Annotated in this window: 12 protein-coding genes; 1 reads left to right on the top strand and 11 read right to left on the bottom strand. The window is 74.3% G+C overall.

Translation table 11 applies throughout. The annotated features are described in order from the left end of the window. Positions 1-14: 14 nt before the first annotated feature. The 11 genes from ACFXPX_RS14560 to ACFXPX_RS14510 all read right to left on the bottom strand — a co-directional run bounded on the left by ACFXPX_RS14560 (position 15) and on the right by ACFXPX_RS14510 (position 17,275). On the bottom strand, positions 15-1,289 hold the full coding sequence (locus ACFXPX_RS14560) for a glycosyltransferase (protein ID WP_380641394.1): 1,275 nt from the start codon (positions 1,287-1,289) through the stop codon (positions 15-17). Position 1,290: 1 nt separating this feature from the next. Beyond that, entirely contained in the window at positions 1,291-2,583 is a 1,293-nt protein-coding gene (locus ACFXPX_RS14555) for an O-antigen ligase domain-containing protein (protein ID WP_380641392.1), read from the bottom strand. A gap of 1 nt (position 2,584) precedes the next feature. Continuing rightward, complete coding sequence (locus ACFXPX_RS14550; RefSeq protein ID WP_380641390.1) at positions 2,585-4,123, bottom strand: right-handed parallel beta-helix repeat-containing protein; 1,539 nt, start codon at positions 4,121-4,123, stop codon at positions 2,585-2,587. A 7-nt stretch (positions 4,124-4,130) separates the two neighbouring features. Beyond that, entirely contained in the window at positions 4,131-6,104 is a 1,974-nt protein-coding gene (locus ACFXPX_RS14545) for an alginate lyase family protein (RefSeq protein ID WP_380641414.1), read from the bottom strand. Positions 6,105-6,106: 2 nt separating this feature from the next. Continuing rightward, positions 6,107-8,308, bottom strand: a complete 2,202-nt coding sequence (locus tag ACFXPX_RS14540; RefSeq protein ID WP_380641388.1) for a bi-domain-containing oxidoreductase — start codon at positions 8,306-8,308, stop codon at positions 6,107-6,109. A 27-nt stretch (positions 8,309-8,335) separates the two neighbouring features. Next, the gene (asnB, locus tag ACFXPX_RS14535; RefSeq protein WP_380532147.1) at positions 8,336-10,255 is read right to left on the bottom strand and encodes an asparagine synthase (glutamine-hydrolyzing); all 1,920 of its coding nucleotides are present in this window, start codon (positions 10,253-10,255) and stop codon (positions 8,336-8,338) included. A gap of 3 nt (positions 10,256-10,258) precedes the next feature. Continuing rightward, complete coding sequence (locus ACFXPX_RS14530) at positions 10,259-11,794, bottom strand: Wzz/FepE/Etk N-terminal domain-containing protein (protein ID WP_380532144.1); 1,536 nt, start codon at positions 11,792-11,794, stop codon at positions 10,259-10,261. Positions 11,795-11,799: 5 nt separating this feature from the next. Further along, complete coding sequence (locus ACFXPX_RS14525; RefSeq protein ID WP_380641386.1) at positions 11,800-13,179, bottom strand: Wzz/FepE/Etk N-terminal domain-containing protein; 1,380 nt, start codon at positions 13,177-13,179, stop codon at positions 11,800-11,802. Then, positions 13,176-14,435, bottom strand: a complete 1,260-nt coding sequence (locus ACFXPX_RS14520) for a glycosyltransferase family 4 protein (RefSeq protein WP_380641384.1) — start codon at positions 14,433-14,435, stop codon at positions 13,176-13,178. Before ACFXPX_RS14520 ends, ACFXPX_RS14525 begins: the two co-directional genes overlap by 4 nt. Positions 14,436-14,439: 4 nt before the next feature. Then, on the bottom strand, positions 14,440-15,756 hold the full coding sequence (locus ACFXPX_RS14515) for a nucleotide sugar dehydrogenase (protein WP_380525013.1): 1,317 nt from the start codon (positions 15,754-15,756) through the stop codon (positions 14,440-14,442). Positions 15,757-15,835: 79 nt separating this feature from the next. Beyond that, positions 15,836-17,275, bottom strand: coding sequence for a sugar transferase (locus tag ACFXPX_RS14510; RefSeq protein ID WP_380641382.1), 1,440 nt, complete (start codon positions 17,273-17,275; stop codon positions 15,836-15,838). Between the two features lie 781 nt (positions 17,276-18,056). Between ACFXPX_RS14510 and ACFXPX_RS14505 the strand changes: the two genes are divergently transcribed. Next, entirely contained in the window at positions 18,057-19,751 is a 1,695-nt protein-coding gene (locus ACFXPX_RS14505) for an FAD-binding oxidoreductase (protein WP_380641380.1), read from the top strand. The last annotated feature ends 30 nt before the right edge of the window (positions 19,752-19,781 follow it).

Below are 19,781 nucleotides of genomic sequence, written 5' to 3'. Positions count from 1 at the left end.
CTGTGGCTTTGGTTTTAGTGCTGGCCCCCGTGCCGCCCGGGGGGGGGCCCCCGCGGGGGCCGGGGGGGGCGGTCCCCCCCGGGGGCCGCCCCCCCCGCCCCCCCGCACCGGGCCGCTATCGCGGCCCGGTACCCCTCCACCAGGCGCTCCAGCCCGACGGCCGGGCTGAACCCCTGCTCGTACCGGCGCCGGGCGGCCCGGCCCAGCTCCCGGTTGGCCGCCGGGTCGGCCGTGATCCGGCGCAGGCAGGCCGCGAGCGAGGCCGCCTCGCCCGGCTGGTGCAGCAGCCCGGTCACCCCGTCCTCGACGAGTTCGACGAAGGCGCCGTGACCGGCGGCGACGGCCGGCACCCCGGCCGCCATCGCCTCCACCACGACCAGCCCGAAGGCCTCCAGCCAGGTCGAGGGCGCCACCACGGCGACCGCCCGGGCGACGGCCTCCCGGCACTGCGCCTGGTCGTACAGGCCGACGCAGCGCACGTCCACCCGGCCGGCCGCCCAGGCCCGCACCTGCGCCTCCAGCGGCCCGGCGCCCGCGATGACCAGCGGCACCCCGACCCCGCCCTCGGCGGCGAGCCGGTCCCAGGCCGCCATCAGCAGCCGCACGCCCTTGGCCTCCGCGAGCCGGCCCAGGTAGAGCAGGTGCTCCCCCGCTCCGGCGCGGACGGTGCCCGGCTCCGGCACGAAGTTGTGCTTCACCGCCAGCCGTTCGGCCGGCAGCCCGGACCGCACCAGGACCTCGCGCTGCGCCGCGGAGATGCAGAAGAACCGCTCCACCCCCGTCCACCAGCGCCGCCGGTTGACCACCAGGCCCACCGCGAGCGGCACCGTCGCCAGCCGGGAGCCCCGGTAGCAGCCGTGCCGCACGGCCGGCAGCGGCGAGCCGCCGACGCACTCGGTGCACGGCCGGCCGTCCCGCTGGAGGGTGCCCGGCGGGCAGACCTGGGTGTAGTTGTGCAGCGTCGCGACGGCGGGCACGCCCGCGTCGGCGCAGGCCGCCAGCACCGCGGGCGACAGCAGCGGGAAGACGTTGTGGACGTGCACCACGTCCGGCCGCTCGGCCCGCAGCCGGGCGGCCAACTCCGCGCGTACCGCCGGGTTCCAGGGCACCAGCAGCGGCACCGCGACCTTGCCCGGCAGCGAGCGGCGGGCGATGTCGTCGCTGCGCCGCTCGAACAGCTCGACCCGGTGGCCTGCCTCCCGCAGCAGGCCCACCTCCTGGTCGACGACCTTGTTCTCCCCGCTCGGCTGCGCCGAGGCGTAGCGGTTGTGCACCACGAGGACGCGCATGTCAGGTGAGCTCCGTTCGCCGGGTCCGGGGCGCGGTGCGCCGCCGGGGAGCAGCAGGGGTCGGGAGGAGGGCGGGCGGCGCGAGGGCGGCGGGCCCGGCAGGCGCCGCCAGCAGCGAGGCGGCCACGGTCAGGTGCAGCAGGTACGGCGAGGCGTCGCCCAGCCCGGCCTCGGTGTACGAGGCGATCGCGCAGTAGCTGATCAGGAAGATCGCACCGGCCCGGGCGAGCGAGGGCGGCCGCAGCAGCGCGACGCCGCCCAGCACCACGAAGACCACGGCCACCACGGCGACCCCGGCCAGGCCCTGTTCGTTGTAGACGGCCAGCCAGCTGTTGTCGATCGGCAGCCCGCCGAAGGACTTGTCGCCCAGCCCCATGCCGAAGACCTGCTCGACGGTGGTCCGGGGCGCCGCCAGCAGGGCGTCCCAGACCTTGGCGCGGCCGGTGAGGTTGGAGATGTTCTCCTGGGTCTGGCCGCGCAGGAACCAGGCCTGGAGCAGGGAGTTCAGGCCCACCCCGACCACGGTGGCGAGCAGTACCGCCCAGCTGAACAGCCGGCGGGCGGCGGCGCTGGTCAGCAGCAGCGAGCCGATCGCCAGCAGCAGTCCGGCGATCAGTCCGATGGTGGCGGTGCGGGTGTGGGTCAGTGCGAGCAGGACGAGCGAGGGCACGATGATCGTCGCCGCGCTCGCCCCGGTGGTGCGGCGGTCCAGCAGGAGCAGCACGGTGAGCCCGATGATCACCGCCGCGTACTGCCCGATCTGCGGCGGGGTGAGCGGCCACAGCGCACCGACCAGCCGCCCGCCGTAGACGTCGGGGAAGGCCGCGCCAGGTGAGGCGACCAGGCCGGCGGCCACCGAGACCAGCACCACGAAGTACATCCGGATGTGGAACCGGACGAAGCTCTGGCTGCCGTCCCACCAGCGGCTGAGCAGCCACAGGGTGGCGACGAAGAGCGTCAGCCGGAAGCAGCGGAACAGCGCGCCGTAACCGGAGTGCAGGTTGGCGCTGGAGATCACGCTCAGCACCAGCAGCAGGGTGAGCAGGAACAGGAGGGCGCTGGGCCGGATCCGCAGCCGCAGGTTGAGCAGCAGGGCCAGCGCGAAGGCGGAGACCAGGGCGCCCATGGTGGCCATCTGGATCAGCGAGCGGGGCAGCGGGATGATCGTCTGTGCCCCGGCGGAGCCGAGGGTGTTGAGGATCAGCAGGCCCCAGATCAGCTCGACGGTCCTCGGCGGGCCGGCCGGGCCCCCTTCGCGGGTGAGGTCCCGGGCGCGGGTCGCGGTCGCGGCCACCTCAACCACCGGCCCCGGGCTTGAGGGTGCTGCCCTGGTCCTGCTGGTACGGCGTGCCCTGCCACTGCTCGAAGTCGAGGGTGCGGCTCGGGTCGTGGGCGACGAAGCTCCACGGCCCGACGTAGGTGTTGTCGTGCCAGCGGTTCTGCTGCTTGCCGGTGACGGCGTCGGCCACCGGTTCGCCCTTGTACGGCGACCAGTCCGGGAAGGTGCCGTAGTTGGCCAGCACCGCCATCCGGCCGCAGGTCGAGGTGCAGCCGACCACGGACGGGTCCAGCGTGAAGCGGTTGTCGTGGACGTCGACGCGCTGGGTCTTCCAGCGGCAGTCGTCGTACAGCGGTGCGGCGGCGATGCCCGGCCGGGCGCAGCGGGCGGTGTCCTGGACCAGCAGGGTGCAGGCGCCGGAGGAGGTGTTGGCCGGGCTGTTGCAGAACCGGTCGGCGTTCTCCCACAGGGTGATGCCGGACCAGTTGTCCTCCAGCGTGTTCCGGTCGATCTCGATCGTGTCGGTGCGGGCCTTGATCCGCGGTTCGCCGCCGGACTCGGACAGGTAGACGGTGGCGAACGGGAAGGTGTCGCCGCGGTCGGCGGAACGGCGGCCGTCCACCCAGTTGTTGCGCCGGATCGTGTTGTCGCGGATGACGGCGTTGTAGCTGGTCTCGTAGATCAGCGCGGCGCCGTCGTTGGACTCCAGCAGGTTGCCCTCGATCCGGAAGTCGTTGTTGTTCGTGTCGGCCCACAGGCCCGTCCCGCGGTTGTCGTGCACCCAGTTGCCGAGCACGTCGGCGCCGTTGACGGCCCAGAACTTGACGCCGCCGGTGCAGCCGCAGCCGGGCTGACGCTTCTCCCACTGGTCGGTGTCGTTGCCGGTGATCTCGTTGTCCTCGACCAGCAGGTCGCCCAGCGGCGCGCCGGACTTGTAGGCGTTCATGCCGTACTGCCCGTTGCCGCGCAGGCAGCTGGCGCGGACCTTCTGGTGGGCGCCCGCCATCAGCCCGGCGCCGGAGTTGCGCTGGATCGTCGCGTGCTCGATCACCCAGCCGTCGGCCGAGTCGTGGTTGACCACGCCCTCGTTCTGCGGGGCGACGAAGCCCTGCACGGTCAGGTAGCGGAGGGTGACGTTCCCGGCGCCGCCGCCGAAGGCGTACTGGTTGGTCCCGTGGCCGTCGAGCACCGCGCCGGGCGCGCCGAGGTAGCTGTCGCCGTCCTTGGGGACGACCTGGGCGTAGCGGTCCGCTTCGAGGCTGTGCGTCCCCGGTCCGAGCCAGAACGTGGTGTTCGGCGGGCTGGCCTTGGTCTTCGCCGCCAGGTCGTTGACCACCGCGGGGTCGACCGTCACCGCGCCGGCGGGCGCGGTGGCCGGCCCGGCCTCGGTGTGGTCGCACACCCGGGCCACCGCCGTGGCCGGGGACGGCGGGGCGGTCGGCTCCGCCGGGGCGTCCGACGTGCTGGTGCAGCCCGCCGCCGCCAGCAGCGCGAGCACCAGCACCGACGCGGCCGACGCCGCCCGGCGCCACCTGGTGATCCCCACCGTCCCCATCCTCCCGCTAGCCCCGGAACCCGAGGACGCTGATGAACTCCCGCTCGCCGTCGGCGGTTCCGGTGCCGATCAGCGTGGTGGCGGGCTCCTTGCGGCCGAAGCCGGACGAGTACCAGCCCAGTGGCGGCGTGCTCTCGCCGCGGTGCGCCCGCCAGGCCAGCTGCCCGGGCAGGTCGAGCACCGCGGAGCGGTTCTGGCCGTCCCTGGTCCAGGTCAGCACGGCCCGGTGGCCGGTCAGTTCGGCGCTGACCGCCGGGCCGAGGTGGAACGCCAGCCGCACGGCCCGCGCCGGGCCGCGCACCTGGTCGACCACCCGCAGCTCCCGGGTGGCGGCCGTCAGCTCCACCCGGCGGCGGTGCACCGTGTCCTGGTAGCCGTCGTGCTCGGCGCACCAGCGGGCCACCGCCGGGTCGGAGGTGTCCGCGACCAGGACGCGGGTGCGGGCGTGCCTGGTCCACAGGAACGGGCCGCCGGGGACGGACTGGTCGGTGCCGGCCAGCTCCAGGGTGTTGTGGCCCAGCGTCGAGCGGAAGTAGCGCCGCCACTCGGGCTGCCCGTGGTAGCAGTACGTCCCCGGGTCGGCGAGCACGTCGACGCCCTCGTAGCGGACCTCCACGGACAGCGCGTCGGCGTGGCCGTGCGCGGCGATGGACAGGAAGCCGTGCGGGCCGCCGTCGCAGCGGCACCAGATCTCGCCCGTACGACTCTCCCCGGGGTCGCTCCACGCCGGGGCCCGCAGCACCGTCATGCCCGCGTCCGGTAGGTGCACCGGCCGCGCCGCCGGGCGGGCCACCGTGCCGTCCTGGGCGTACGGCCGCAGCAGCGCGGCCAGCAGCGGGGTGCGCACATCGGTGCCGGTCACCGCCGGCCACCAGGGGAGCCGGCCGAACACGGCCTCCCCGGTGGCCAGCAGCGAGGCCCAGCGGTCGCTGCCCGCGCCGTCCAGGACCAGGCCGTGCCCGTCGTCGGCGTCCCCCTGGCGGGGCGGGCGCAGGCGCTCGTCCACCACGGCCGCGAGGGCGTCGGTCATCCGCAGCAGCACCAGCCGGACGGTCCCGGGGACGGGCACGGCGGCCGCGTCCGCCTCGGCCACCGCGGCCAGGCCGAGTTCCAGGACCAGTCCGTGGTACTCGGTGGCCAGTTCGCGGTTGAGCCCGGAGGGGAAGGTGTTGGCGCGCAGCTGCCGCTCCAGCGAGCGCAGCGCGTCGGCGCGCCAGCGCTCCGAGGCGGGGAACCAGTCGAACGCGCAGGCCGCCGCGAACTGCCCGGCGTCCTCGGCGATCACGTGGTTGTTCGCCGATGAGCCCCGGCTGGGGAAGGCGGCCAGCCAGTGCTGGTGGTGCCAGATCTGCTCCAGTGCCACCGGGTTGTCCTCGAACAGCCCGGCCGCGCCGGGCCAGCCGTCGAGCAGCCGGCGGACCCACACCCAGGACAGCAGCCGGATGCCCAGCTCGATGCCGCTGATCCAGTGCACGCCGCGCAGCGGCGGGTTGGCCTGCCACCAGGACCGCAGGTGCTCGGCCGCCCGCTCGGCGTACCGCTCGTTGCGGGTCAGCGCGTAGGCGGCGGCGAGCACCGTCAGGTGCTGGTGCCGGGACGGCTCCCAGATCTGCTTGATGTCGCCGACGGCGTCCTCGTCCCGGTAGGGCAGGGCGAAGGCGTAGCCGTCCGGGGCGCGTCGGCCGGTCTTCGGGTCGAGCCACCAGTCCGGGGCGGCCAGGTCGGCGCGCTCCACCCCGAAGTACTCGGCGTGCCCGTCCATCAGCCGGTCCGCCGCGGCGACCAGCCGCTTGGCGGCGTCCGCCGGGACGGCGGCGAGCGCCCCGGCGGGCAGGACGGCGGTGAACCGGGCGCCGGTGACGGCCGGGGCGCTCGGCGGCGCCGCGCGCCACCGCCGCCGGCGCAGCACGTCGCCGGCCCGGCCGCCGACCTCCTGCGGTCCCATCCGGGACAGCCGGCGCAGGTACCAGCCCGGACTCATGGTCACTTCGGCCCCGCCAGGGTCACCGGCGCGCCGCCGGACAGGGCGGCCTGGACGGCGAGGGTGGCCGCCGTGGTGGCGACCAGCGACTCCAGCGGTACCGGCATCGGCCCGCCGGTCCGCACCGCCTTGACGAACGAGGCCAGTTCGGCGGACTGGCCCTTGTCCCGGGCCTTCGGCAGCCGGGAGCTGACCCAGCGCTTGCGTCCGGCCGTGCCGCTGAAGTGCACCGAGGCGCGGACGAAGTCGTCGAGCTCGAGCACCTTGCCGTCCGCGACCAGGTCCAGCGTCTCCTTGGGGAAGCCGGGCGCGCCGGTGGTGACGTAGCTGAGGGTGGCGGTGGAGCCGTCCGGGTAGCCCAGCACGATCTGCAGGTCCTCGTTGCCGGCCGGGGCGACGGCGTACACCGAGACCGGGTCGGCGCCCAGCAGCCAGCTCGCCGTGTCGATGAAGTGCCCGCCCTCGCCCGCGAACCGCGAGCCCTCGGTGCCCTGCTGGAGGTACCAGCTGCCGTGCTGGAGCCGCCCGGCGTTGACCAGGTAGCGCAGGCTCGCCGGGCCGCTGCGGGCTCCGAAGTGGCTCCTGGCCTCGCGCAGCAGCGGCGCGAAGCGGCGGTTGAAGCCCACCTGGAGGCGGTCGTTGCCGGACTCCTCCACCGCGGCGAGCACGCGCGCCAGTTCGTCCTCGGTGAGGGCCAGCGGCTTCTCCACGAACACCGGCTTGCCGGCCAGCAGCGCCCGCTCGGTCAGTGCGGCGTGCGAGCTGTGCCGGGTGACCACGAAGACCGCGTCGATCGAGTCGTCGCCGAGCACGGCGTCCAGGTCGGTGGTCGCCCGGTCGAAGCCGAACTTGCGCTGGGCGTTGGCCGCGGACAGCGCCGTGGTGGTGACGACGGTGGACAGCGCGACGCCCTCGCGCTGGGCCAGGTGCGGCAACAGCATCGACGTCGCGTAGTTCCCCGCGCCGACGAATGCCAGCCGCACCGGCGTCCCGGCCGGCCGGGCGGGGGCGGTGGCCCGGCCCGGGCGCCGCACCTCGGGGACGGCCCGCGTCGGGGCCTGCGCCGCCTGCCCGGCCTCGGCGCCCGGGTACCGGAACAGCACCGCCACGGCCTTCAACTCGCCTTCCTTCAAACACTGGTAGGTCTCCACCGCGTCGTCGAAGTCGGCGATGTGGGAGATCAGCGGCGCCACGTCCACCCGGCCGCGGGCGGCGAGGTCGAGGAAGCAGGCCAGGTTGCGGCGCTCGGTCCAGCGCACGTAGCCGATCGGGTAGTCCCGGCCCGCGAGCTCGTACTCCGGGTCGTAGCGCCCGGGGCCGTAGGAGCGGGAGAACCGGACGTCCAGCTCCTTCTCGTAGTACGCGTTCCACGGCAGGTCGAGGCGGCACTTGCCGATGTCCACCACCCGGCCGCGGTCCCGGCTCAACTGCGCGGCCAGCTCGACGGGTTGGTTGCTGCCGCCGCCGGCCGCCAGGTACACCTGGTCCACGCCGTGGCCGTCGGTCAGCTCGGCGACGGCGGTCTCCACCACCGCGGAGCCGGGGTCGCCGCAGGCCACCGCGCCCAGCCGCTCGGCGAGTTCGCAGCGCACCGGGTCGGGGTCCGCCCCGACCACCCGGACGCCCGCGGCGGTGAGCAGCTGCACCACCAGCTGGCCGATCAGCCCCAGGCCGATCACCAGCGCCACCTCGCCGAGCTGCGGCTCGCCCTGGCGCACGCCCTGGAGGGCGATGGACCCGACGGTGCCGAAGGCCGCGTGCTGCGGCGCGAGGCCGTCCGGGACCGGGGTGTAGAGGTTCTTCGGCACCCAGTTCAGCTCGGCGTGCAGCGCGTGCTCGTTGCCCGCGCAGGCCACCAGGTCGCCGACCTTGACGTCGTCGACCCCGGCGCCGACCTGCTCCACCACCCCGCACAGCGAGTAGCCCAGCGGCGTGTAGGAGTCCAGCTTGCCCATCACCTTGCGATAGGTGGCGGGCAGGCCGTTGGTGGCGACGCTCTGCATGACCTTGGCCACCTGGTCGGGGCGCGAGCGGGCCTTGCCCACCATCGACATCCCGGCCTCGGACACCTTCATCAGCTCGGTCCCGGTGGAGATCAGCGAGAAGGCGCTGCGCACCAGCACCCCGCCCGGCTTGCACCCCGGCACCGGCACGTCGAGCACCGACAGTTCGCCGCTCTTGTAGTTCTGCACAACCTGTTTCACCGGAAGTCCCCTTGCTTCTCTCGCAGTTCAGTGGGCGGCGGAGCCTGAGGTCGCGCCGCGGTACCAGTACTCCAGGGTCAGCACGTGCCACAGGTGCTTGGAGAAGTCCTGCTGCCCGGCGGCGTCCTCGGCGGCCAGCCGGGCCAGCGCGTCGCGGCGCAGGAAGCCCGAGCGCACCAGCTCGCCGTCGTTGATCACCTCGCGCACCAGCGGGGCGAGGTCCCGGCTCATCCAGGCCCGCAGCGGCGCGCTGAACAGGCCCTTGGGCCGGTACACGATCTCCCGGGGCAGCACGGAGGTGGCCGCCTCCTTGAGCACGGCCTTGCCCTGGCGTCCGACGATCTTGCGGTCGCCGGGCACCGTGAACGCGGCCCTGACCACCTCGACGTCCACGTACGGCACCCGCACCTCGGTCGACGCGGCCATGCTGGAGCGGTCGGTGTAGGCGAGGTTGAGGCCCGGCAGGAACATCCGGGCGTCGCCCAGGCACATCCGGTTGACGAAGTCGTCGAGCTCGTTGTCCCGGTAGACGTCCGCGTGCTCGTCCAGCACGTCCTGGACCGTCCCGGCGAGGTCCGGGTCGACCAGGGCGAGCAGCTCCTCCCGGTCGTACATGGTGTAGCTGCGCCGGAACGCCGTCTCCTCCGGCAGGTCGGCGAAGGAGAGGAAGCGCTTGGCGAACCGCACCGAGCGCAGCCCCCGGTTGGCGGTGGCCACCGGCAGCCGGTCCACCGCGGCGGACAGGCCGCGCCGCAGCGGCCGCGGCACGCGCTGGTAGCGCAGCGCCAGCTGGTTGGCCAGGTGCTTGCGGTAGCCGGCGAACAGCTCGTCGGCGCCCATCCCGGAGAGCAGCACCTTGACCCCGGCCTCCCGGGCGGCCGAGCAGATCAGGAAGGTGTTGATGGCCGCCGGGTCGCCGATCGGCTCGTCCAGGTGGTACGTCATCCGCGGCAGCAGGTCCAGCACGTCCGGGGCGATCTCGATCTCGTGCAGGTCGACGCCGAACTGCGCCGCCACCTGCCGGGCGTAGCGCAGGTCGTCCGGCATCGCCTCGAACCTGGCGTCCTCGGCGCGGAAGCCGATCGTGTAGGCGGAGATCCCCGGGCGGTCGCGGGCCGCCAGTGCGGTCAGGTAGCTGGAGTCCAGTCCGCCGGAGAGGAAGGTCGCCACCGGGACGTCGGAGAGCAGGTGGCGCCGCGTCGACTCCTCGACGATCGCGGCGAGGTCCGGCAGTTCGCCGGCCCGGGCCCGTTCCCGGCCCTCGGCGGCAACCTCCCGCAGGTGCCAGTACCGGCCGCGCTCCACCCGGCCGTCGGGCCGGCAGCGCAGCCAGCTGCCCGGCGGCAGCTTCTCCGCCTCGCGGTACGCGCACCGGGAGTCCGGCACCCAGTAGTAGAGCAGCGAGGCCACCATCGCCGCGTGGTCCACCTCCAGCGAGCCGCCGGTGGCGGCGGCCAGCGCCTTGAGCTCGGAGGCGAACACCAGGCCCTCGCCGCGCCGGAGCAGGAACAGCGGCTTGATGCCGAGCTGGTCGCGGGCGAGCACCAGCTCGCCGGTCCGCTCGTCGAAGACCCCGAAGGCGAACATGCCGCGCAGCCGGGGCAGGCAGTCGGTGCCCCAGCGCCGCCAGGCCTCCAGCAGCACCTCGGTGTCGGAGGTGCCGCGGAAGCGCACCCCGGTGGCGGCCAGTTCGGCGCGCAGCTCGGGGGCGTTGTACAGCTCGCCGTTGTAGGTCAGCACCAGGCCGTCCTTGGCCATCGGCTGGGCGCCCGTCCCGGAGAGGTCGACGATGGCCAGCCGGCGGTGCCCCAGGTGCACCTCGCCGTCGCCGAGGGAGTGGCTGTACCGGCCGGCGCCGTCCGGGCCGCGGTGGGCGAGGGTGTCGGTGAGCAGGTCGGTCACGACCTTCCCGTCCGGCCACCGGTACGTTCCTGCGATGCCGCACATGTCCTACCTCGCCTCCTGGTCGATGTCCGGGACCCGTGCGGTCCAGGCCGGTAGTCGTTCGGTCCGCCGTCGGCCCAGCCGGATCAGCCGGGCGGGCCGTTCGTCGCGGTCGGGCGGCGCGGCGGGCGGCCCGTCCCAGCGGGTGCCGTCGGTGCGGTCGCGCGGGTCGGGGTCGATCAGCACCACGCCGAGCACCGGGACGCGCTGCTCGGCGAGCTGGCGGGCCACGGTGTGCAGCCAGGCGGCGCTGCCGGCCCCGGCCCGGACGACGAGCACCGTCCGGGTGCCGAGGTACCGCAGGTCGGTCCAGGCCGTGCCGGGCGCCACCGAGCCGACGCCGACCCGGCGCTCCTGCGGCTGCGGAACGGCCCCGGCCTGTTCGCCGCGGACCACGGTCGGCTCCCCCGGCTTCGCGGTGCGCCGGGCGAGCTGAGGTCCGGGCAGCCCGTCGACGACGACCACGGGGCCGTCCTGCTCGGTCAGCGCCCCGGCGAGGTCCAGGGCGAGCGCGCCGGTGCTGTGCGCGCAGCCCAGTTCGAGCAGCGACACCGGCTCGGCACAGCCGCGCACGGTGCGGGCCAGGGTGGCGGTGACCCGCTCCCGGGCGGCCCTGGTCCGGCGCAGCTGCCAGCGGCCGCGCGAGCGGCGCGGCACCCGCGCCAGCTCCGCGATCACGGAGGCGCCGAGGTGGGCCGCGATCTCCCGGCGCAGCACCGGGCGGTCCGCCACCACCGCGCCGACGGCGGCCACGGCGATCCCGAGGAACAGCCCGAGGACGGCTCCGATCCCGGCATCGGTGGCGGCCGTCTTCGGCAGCGACTGCCGCACCGCGTGCGGGGCGTCCACGATCTGGGTGCCGGCCACCAGCCGGGGCGCGCCGACCTTGGCCTCGGCGGCGCGCTGGCCGAAGTCGGTGATCCGGGCGGTGAGTTCGGCCCGGCTGGCGTAGAGCGACTCCAGGTTGGCCGGCCCCTTGGCGCCGTTCGGCTGCGTGCCGGTGCCGATCTGCTGGTTGACCTGGTCGAGTTCCTGGCGCATCCGGTCGCGCTGGTCGAGCAGGGCCTTGGACTCGGCGTCCGCGGCCTCCTGGATCCGCTGCACGTGGTCGGCGACGAAGGCCTCGGCCAGCGCCTTGGCGCGGGCCTGGGCCTCGGCGTCGCTCTTCCCGGTCACGGTGATCTCCAGCAGGTTGTTGGTCAGGCCCGCCCCCGCGTACTCCTTCATGAAGTCCTCGGGCTTCTCGGCGGATCCGAGGGCTTTCAGCGCCGCGCCGGCGATCCCGGTGGTCTGGAGCAGGGCGGCGTCGGTGCGGATCAGCGTTCCGGGGTCGTTCGGCTGGTCCGCCGCGTGGGCGACCAGCACCTTGGCCGTCGCGCTGGGCGGCGGCGGCCGCAGGACGGCCAGTGCCGCGCCGGCCAGCAGGCCGAGCAGCGCCAGGGCGCACCAGAGGCGGCGGCGCCTGCGCACCGCGACCACCAGCGACTGGAGGTCCAGCAGTGGAGCGGCGGTCGACGACTCCCCCGTCGTACTCGTCGTCACCCCGATCATCCCCCCGTTTCGTCATCGGCTTCGGACCGCGCCGCGGCGGCGCCCGCGAGCACCGGCTCGGCGCCGCCCGTACGGCGGCCGGCCGGGCGCTCGGGGCCGCCCTGGACCAGGTCGGCCACCACGATGCCGACCAGCTCGTGCTCGGCGTCCGCGCACGCCCCGGCCAGGCCGGCCAGCTCCCCCGCCGTCCAGCTGCCCGCGCTGAGCACGACCAGGGCGCCGGCCTCCTCCTCGCGGTCCGGCACCAGCGGCCGGGTGACCGGCACCCCCACCACCCGCAGCCGCGGCTCGCCGCCCGCCTCGGCGGCCAGCTGGTCGGCGGCCCGGCGGGCCGGCTCGTCGCCCTCCGGGACGACGACCAACAGCCCGCGCGAGGGCGGCAGTTGCTCCCGGATCCGGGTGCAGACCCGCCGGTAGCGCAGCTGCCGGCCGGCCTCGTCGCCGGAGGCGTGCGGGGTCGGCAGGTCCCACCGGACGTCGGTGCCCAGCACCCGGCGGAGCAGAGCGCGCGGGCCGCGCGCCGCCGACCGCCGCGCGGCCCGCCCGCCGGGGACGTCGACGGTGCCGAGCAGTTCGGTGCCCAGCGCGGCGGCGATCTCCGGTTCGGTGCGCAGCCGACGGCTCATCCGGGCGGCCGTGAGGTGCCCGACCACCCCGAGCAGGAGGAACACCAGCGCGCCGGCGGCGACGAGTTGGACCCGGGTCGGCGGTGCCTGGCCGGTCGGCCGGGCCGCCGTTCCCATGACGACCATGTTGGCCTTGTTGGCGGCCAGGTCGACCTGGTCCAGCTTCTTGACGGCGTCCTGCAGCGCGGTGCGCAGCTTCTCCAGCTCGGTACGGACCTGCACGCTCTCCACGGTCTGCCCCGGCCCGACCGAGTTGGCCAGGTCGGTGATGCGCTGGCCGGTCTGGACGACCAGCTGGCGCAGCTGCTCGGGCTGGGCCGCCTCGGGGTCGGTGCCGTCGCCCGCCATCCGCGCGGCGAAGCCGACGAACTGCTTGGCCATCTGGTCGGCGAGCTGCTGGGCGCGTTCCGGGGTCTCCGCGGTGCCCGAGATCTTGATGATGTTCCCGTCCGCGGCGGTGGCGCTCACCCGGCTCTGCAGCTTGCCGCCGTTGACCCCGCTCCACTTGAGCGCGGCGGCCGCCCGGTCGACCACCACCGAACTGGTCGCGATCTCCGCCTGGGTCATCAGCTCGCGCTCCTGCCAGACCCCCGGCAGCAGCACGGACGACGAGGTGGTGTAGCTCGGCGGGAACAGCAGTGAGCTGCCGTAGCCGACCAGCGCCCCCAGGACGGTGAGGACGGCGAGCAGCCGCCACCGCCGACGGAGGATCCGGCCGATCGTGACCAGGCGGATCGTGTCCTCGCTCAACGGCGCTGCCTTCTCCCCGCCCTGCCCCGGCCGCCCGCCGCCGGGGCGCCGTCACCGCAGGCGGCGGCGTAGGCGGCGAGCAGGGCCCGCTGGGAGTTCCGCCAGGCGAGCGGCCCGTTGATCCGCTCCTGGCCGACCTTGCCCATCAGGGCCCGCCGCTCCGGGTCGTCCATCAGCTGCGCGACCAGCCGGGCGAACTCGGACTCGTCGTTGGCGGACGCGTAGAGGGCGGCGTCACCGGCGGAGACCCGGGCCTCCCGGAGGTCGAAGGAGACCATCGGCCGGCCCATCACCATGTACTCCAGGACCTTGTTCATGGTCGACACGTCGTTGAGCGGGTTGCGCGGGTCCGGGGAGAGGCAGACGTCCGCGGTGGACAGGTAGCGCGCCAGGTCGGCGTCGGACACCCGGCCGGTGAACTGCACCCGGTCGGCGAGTCCGAGCCGCCGGGACAGTTCGACCATCGCGTCGAAGGTGTCACCGCCGCCCACGAACACCGCGTGCCAGTCGGTCCGGCCCTGCTCGTCGCGCAGCTTCGCCAGCGCCCGCAGGGCGTAGTCGACACCGTCCTGCGGCCCCATCACGCCCAGGTAGCACAGCAGATGGGGCTGTCCGCGCTTGAGCTCCGGCTCGGGCGGCACCGGGCGGAAGCGGGCGGTGTCGGGCGCGCTGCGCACCACGAAGACGGACTCCGGCCGCTTGCCGCCGCGGCGCAGCGCGACGTCCCGGTAGCTCTCGTTGGTGGCGAGCACGACGTCCGCGGCCCGGTAGGTCATCCGCTCCAGCGCGCACACGCCCCGGTAGAGCAGGTCCTCGCCGCGGTCGAAGCGGGAGAGGTACAGCTCCGGCACCAGGTCGTGCTGGTCGAAGACGAACCGCGCGCCGCGCCGTTTCAGCCACAGCGCGGGCAGGAACAGCAGGTCGGGCGGGTTGCAGGCGTGCACGACGTCGACCGGGCCGACCTTGCGGGCCAGCCGGGCGGTGTGCCAGAGCGCGCTCCCGTACTCCCGCAGGTAGCCGGCCGGGCCGCCGGTGGCCGCCCGGAGCGGGTAGCGGTGGATCCGCACCCCGTCGATCACGGCCTCCGGCTCGGTGTCCCGCTTGCTGCCCTGCGGGCAGATGACGTCCACCCGCCAGCCCGCGTCGCGCAGGGTGGTGCACTCCTGCCACACCCGCCGGTCGAACGGCACCGACAGGTTCTCCACCAGGATCAGCGCGCGGCGTCCCCGCCCGTCGCCGACCGCGTCATCGAACATCGCGTCACCAGGCAAGGCCCACGTACCCCGGTTCGGTCCGGCGCCGCTCGGCGTCCGGAAGGCGGACGAGGTCGACGATCACCGCTCCGTCGCCCTGCGGCAGGGCCGACAGCACGGCCTCGTCCCTGGTGCCGACCACGCACACCTCGGCGTGCTCCAGCACCTCGGCGACGGAGGGCACCAGCAGCTGCGCGAGGTGCGGCAGCCGGGTCTCGATGTACTCCCGGTTCGCCCCGAGCAGCCGGGAGAGGTGCACGTTGGGGTCGTAGATCCGCAGGTCGTAGCCCTTGCCGAAGAGCCGCTCGGCGAGTTCGACCAGCGGGCTCTCCCGGAGGTCGTCGGTGCCGGGCTTGAAGGACAGGCCGAACAGGCCCACCCGGCGCTTGCCGGTGCGCTCGACCAGCTCCACCGCGCGCTGGAGGTGGTCGGCGTTGGAGGCCAGCACGTGCGAGAGGATCGGCACCGAGACGTCGGCCCGGTGCGCGGCGTGCACCAGGCTGCGCAGGTCCTTGGGCAGGCAGGAGCCGCCGAAGGCGAAGCCGGGCCGCAGGTAGGCGGGGCTGATGTTGAGCTTGCGGTCGGCCAGGAAGACGTCGACCACCTGGTGCGAGTCCACCCCGAGCGCCTGGCAGACCGCGCCCAGCTCGTTGGCGAAGCCGATCTTGAGGCCGTGGAAGGCGTTGTCCGCGTACTTGATCGCCTCGGCCACCGGGACGGGCACCCGGAACACCTCGCCCGGCAGGCCCTCGTAGAGCGCCGCGACCACGTCGCCGCTGGCCGCGTCGAGCTCGCCGATCACCGTCTTCGGAGGGTCGAAGAAGTCCCGCACGCTGGTGCCCTCGCGCAGGAACTCCGGGTTGACCGCGACCCCGACGTCCACCCCGGCGGTGCCGCCGAGGTGCTTCTCCAGGATCGGCACCAGCAGGTCGAGGCAGGTGCCCGGGAGCATGGTGCTGCGGAACACGACGGTGTGCCGCCCGCCCTTCTCGGCCGCCGCCGCACCGATCTGCTCGGTGACCCGCTCCAGGTAGGTGGTGCACAGGCTGCCGTTGGCCGCCGAGGGCGTGCCCACGCAGACCAGCGACACGTCGCTGCCCAGGACCGCCTCGCGGACGTCCGCGGTGGCGCGCAGCGCCCCGGACCGCACCATCTCGGCGGTCAGCTCGCCGATCCGCTCCTCGACCACCGGGGCCCTGCCCTCGTTGACCAGGTCGACCTTCACCTGGTTGACGTCCACGCCGATGACCTCGTGACCGAGGCTGGCCAGGCACGCGGCCGACACGCAGCCCACGTAGCCGAGCCCCAGGACGCTGACCCTCATGACCCGTTCCTCCCCTCGGGCCGGCCCTCACGGCCGACCGTCCGCGCGTCGTCGCGACGACGCCCCCCAGCAATGGCCATCAGTACGCCCCCTGCCCCTGGAGCACCGCACGCAGCGTCTTCCAGAGGATCACCGTGTCCAGGGCGAGCGACCAGTCCTCCACGTACCGCAGGTCCAGTCGGACCGCCTCATCCCAGGGCAGGTCGCTGCGCCCGCTGATCTGCCACAGGCCGGTGAGCCCGGGCTTGACGAGCAGTCGCCGCCGGATGTCCGGGCCGTACGCGGCGGACTCCTCCGGCAGCGGCGGGCGCGGGCCGACCAGCGACATCGAGCCGGCCAGCACGTTGAGCAGCTGCGGCAGCTCGTCCAGCGAGTACCGGCGCAGCACTCCGCCGACCCTGGTCACCCGGGGGTCCCGGCGGAGCTTGAACAGCAGGCCGGCGCCCTCGTTGCGGTCGGCCAGCCCGGCCTTGGCCCGGTCGGCCCCGGCCACCATGGTGCGGAACTTGACCAGGGTGAACTGGCGGCCGTCCTTGCCGACCCGGTGCTGCCGGTAGAGCACCCCGCCGCGGCTGTCCAGCGCGACGAGCAGTCCGACGCACAGCATCAGCGGCGAGAGCAGCACCAGCAGGACCGCGGCGCCCAGCCGGTCGACGACCGCCTTGACCGCCCGGGGCCCGCCGGTGAAGGCGGGCATGCTGACCCGCAGCATCGGGATGCCGAGCACCGCGTCGACGTGCAGCCGCGGTCCCGCCACCTCCATCAGCACCGGCGCCACCACCATCTCGGCGTCGCCGCCCTCCAGGTTCCAGGCCAGCCGTTGCAGCCGGTCCGGCGACCAGTGCGGGTCCGGCGTGATCGCGACCACCCGGTAGCCGTCCCGCCGGACGTGGTTGGCGACGTCCGCCAGCCGGCCGACCACCGGCACGCCGTCCAGCCGGTCGCCGTCGGGGCCCAGCGCGTACGGCGTGCAGACCGCCTCCACCCGCCAGCCCAGGTGCGGGAACTTGCGGGTCCGGGCGATCAGGTCGCGCACGGTGGCCGGGCTCCCGGCGGCGAGCACCGGACGCAGGCACCGCCCCCGGTTGCGCTGCTCGTGCAGCCACAGCCGCAGCAGGTAGCGCTCCGTCATGGTGACGACCGTGATCGCCGGGATCGCGACGAAGATCCAGAGCCTGATGTTGTGCGAGGAGAGGGCGATCCCGCCGAGCGCCAGGACGACGGCGGCCGTGAACAGCGAACGGCCGAGTCGGCGGAATTCCTCCGCCCCCTGGCCGAGAACCGCCGGTGCCCACGCCCGGGTCGTCCCGAGCGCCCCCAGCACCAACAGTTCGGTGCCGAAGGCCAGAATTCCCCATTTCTCGTGCCAGTTGGCCGCGTCCCGGACCCCGAAGAAGCCGCCGATGGCCGCCACCACGAAGGCGGTGGCCACCGTATCGCTGATGATCACGGTACGGCGGTACTGATGCTCCCAATCGCGCTCGGGCCGGCCGAATTTCCCGCTCCCCGGATGGCTCACCCGAGTCGGCGCGAACCGGCCGACTAATTCCCCCTCCTTCTGCTCGACCGCTCCTGCTCCCGCCCCCGCCAGGCCGTCAGTGGGTTCGACGTGCTCGCTCCACACGGTTCCTCCCCCCGGGAGGCGGCTGCCTCCCGCACCTGATTCCTCCCCCCGGGAGGCCCTGCCTCCCGTGTCGCGCCGTTCCTGGCCGCGCACGGCAACGCCGCCGGAAATGGCGGATCCGCCATTGCGGCGCTACGCGGACTTCCCACCGGGCACCGGCAGACCGGTACGTCCTGCCGAATTCCCGGAGTGCGCGGAAAACGTCGACGGTTGCTCTCCACACTCAGAACCTCTGCTCGGGCGTCGAGAATGGGACACCCCCCGCCCGCCGCCGGAAAACGCGACTACCGGCGGTCCGCAACGACCGATCCGTAGATCATCACGTGTCACCCCTCACGCCCGATCGTGCGGCACGAAAATCAATGTAGAGCATCCGGGGCGCCCGATGAGGGGGATGTGTGAAACAGGTGCTCGAGATTTGAAATCATCCCCAACTACCGGTGCCCGGCGGGGGGTTGCCGGACACCCCGGACCCCTGCCGTGACCTGTGCCGACGTACCTGCGACGCACCCCCGGCGAGCCCCGGCGGGCCGCCCCGGACCGGGGGCCGGGCGGGCCCGCAGGCGCCACTTCCGGCCGTCCGGCCACACCCCTGGGCACGGGCCGGTGGGTACGGGCATGCTGAGGGGACGACCTGCCCGTGGGGCAATCCGGCTTCACCGTACGGGGGCTGACGATGAGTCACAGTGAGGAACCTGCCGCGCGGCCGACCCGCCGCACCCTGCTCACCACGGCCGGGGGCCTGGCCGCCGGACTCGCCGGGGCGGCCGCCACCGGCGCCGGGGCGACGGAGGCCGCGGCAGAACCGGCGGAGGCGGCCGCGGAGGCAGCCGCACGCCGGGGCCCGACACCCTTCGGCCCGGCCGCCGTGCACCCCGGCGACCCGCGCTACGAGAGCCTGGTGAAGGGCGACAACCAGCGCTTCGTCGGCCGCCCGGAGGAGATCCGGGTGGTCGGCAGCACCGAGCAGGTGGTGCAGGCCGTCCAGGACGCGGTCCGCGACGGCCGGCGGATCGGCGTGCGCAGCGGCGGCCACTGCTTCGAGGACTTCACCGCCGACCCGGCGATCCGGCTGCTGCTGGACCTCTCACCCCTGGACGCGGTGGGCTACGACCCCGTGCACCGGGCCTTCGAGGTGCAGCCGGGGGCCACCCTGGGCCGGGTGTACCGGACGCTGTTCAAGGGCTGGGGCGTCACCGTGCCGGCCGGCGGCTGCCCGGAGGTCGGCGCCGGCGGGCACCTGGTCGGCGGCGGGTACGGGCCGCTCTCCCGGCGCTACGGCTCGGTGGTGGACCACCTGTACGGCGTCGAGGTGGTGGTCGTCGACCGCGACGGCACCGCCCGCGCCGTGGTGGCCACCCGCGAGCCGGACGACCCGAACCGCGAACTGTGGTGGGCGCACACCGGCGGGGGCGGCGGCAACTTCGGCGTGGTCACCCGGTACTGGCTGCGCTCGCCGCGGGCCGACGCCGAGGCCCGCGCGGCGGCGCCCGACCCGTGCCGCCTGCTGCCACCGGCGCCCGCCGAGATGCTGGAGGCGCTGGTGGAGTGGACCTGGGACGAGGAGCGCACCACCGAGCGGGCGTTCACCACCCTGCTGCGCAACTTCTGCACCTGGCACGAACGCCACAGCGATCCTGGCGCGCCCGAGGCGGGCCTGTACGCCGTCCTGGAACTCACCCACCGCTCGGCGGCCAAGTTCTCCATGGTGGTCCAGATCGACGCCGGGCTCCCCGGCGCGGCCGACCTGGTCAAGGACTTCGTCGGCCAGGTGAACGCCGACACCGGCCTGGACCTCGGCGGCGGCAGCGCGACCGTCCCCTGGCTCTACCCGATGACCTGGCCGGGCAACGGCGAGGCCGGCGACATCGTCACCCGCCGCTACAAGGGAAAGGCCGGCTACCTCAGACGCTCCTTCACCGACGACCAACTCTCAACGGTCTACCGCCACTTGACCAATGACACCGGCACTTCCGGGTGCGGCATGCTGGTGGTCGGCTACGGCGGCCAGGTCCGCGCGGTGGAGCCGGGCGCCACCGCGGTGGCCCAGCGCGACGTGGTGATGAAGGCCGTCTACCACAGCGTCTGGGCCGAGGAGAAGGACGACGACGCCCACCTGTCCTGGGTGCGCGCGCTCTACCGCGAGGTCTACCGGGACACCGGCGGCGTGCCCGTCCCCGGCGCGGTGAGCGACGGCTCGTACATCAACTACCCGGACGCCGACCTCGCCGACCCGGCCTGGAACACCTCCGGAGTCCCCTGGCACACCCTCTACTACCAGGGCGGCTACCCGCGCCTGCAACGGGCCAAGGCCCGCTGGGACCCGCGCAACGTGTTCCGGCACGCCCTCTCGGTGGAACTCCCGGAGTAGCCGGACTCGCGGAGTGGCCGGACTGGCGAA

Source organism: Kitasatospora sp. NPDC059146, assembly GCF_042786665.1.
Lineage (GTDB): Bacteria > Actinomycetota > Actinomycetes > Streptomycetales > Streptomycetaceae > Kitasatospora.
This window is presented reverse-complemented; position numbering and strand designations above follow the sequence as displayed.

What these genes read in the sequence shown, in the direction of transcription:
- ACFXPX_RS14560 (WP_380641394.1), bottom strand. Translation starts at nt 1,289, where the DNA reads ATGCGCGTCCTCGTGGTGCACAACCGCTACGCCTCGGCGCAGCCGAGC.
- ACFXPX_RS14550 (WP_380641390.1), bottom strand. Translation starts at nt 4,123, where the DNA reads ATGGGGACGGTGGGGATCACCAGGTGGCGCCGGGCGGCGTCGGCCGCG.
- ACFXPX_RS14545 (WP_380641414.1), bottom strand. Translation starts at nt 6,104, where the DNA reads ATGAGTCCGGGCTGGTACCTGCGCCGGCTGTCCCGGATGGGACCGCAG.
- asnB (WP_380532147.1), bottom strand. Translation starts at nt 10,255, where the DNA reads ATGTGCGGCATCGCAGGAACGTACCGGTGGCCGGACGGGAAGGTCGTG.
- ACFXPX_RS14520 (WP_380641384.1), bottom strand. Translation starts at nt 14,435, where the DNA reads ATGTTCGATGACGCGGTCGGCGACGGGCGGGGACGCCGCGCGCTGATC.
- ACFXPX_RS14515 (WP_380525013.1), bottom strand. Translation starts at nt 15,756, where the DNA reads ATGAGGGTCAGCGTCCTGGGGCTCGGCTACGTGGGCTGCGTGTCGGCC.
- ACFXPX_RS14505 (WP_380641380.1), top strand. Translation starts at nt 18,057, where the DNA reads ATGAGTCACAGTGAGGAACCTGCCGCGCGGCCGACCCGCCGCACCCTG.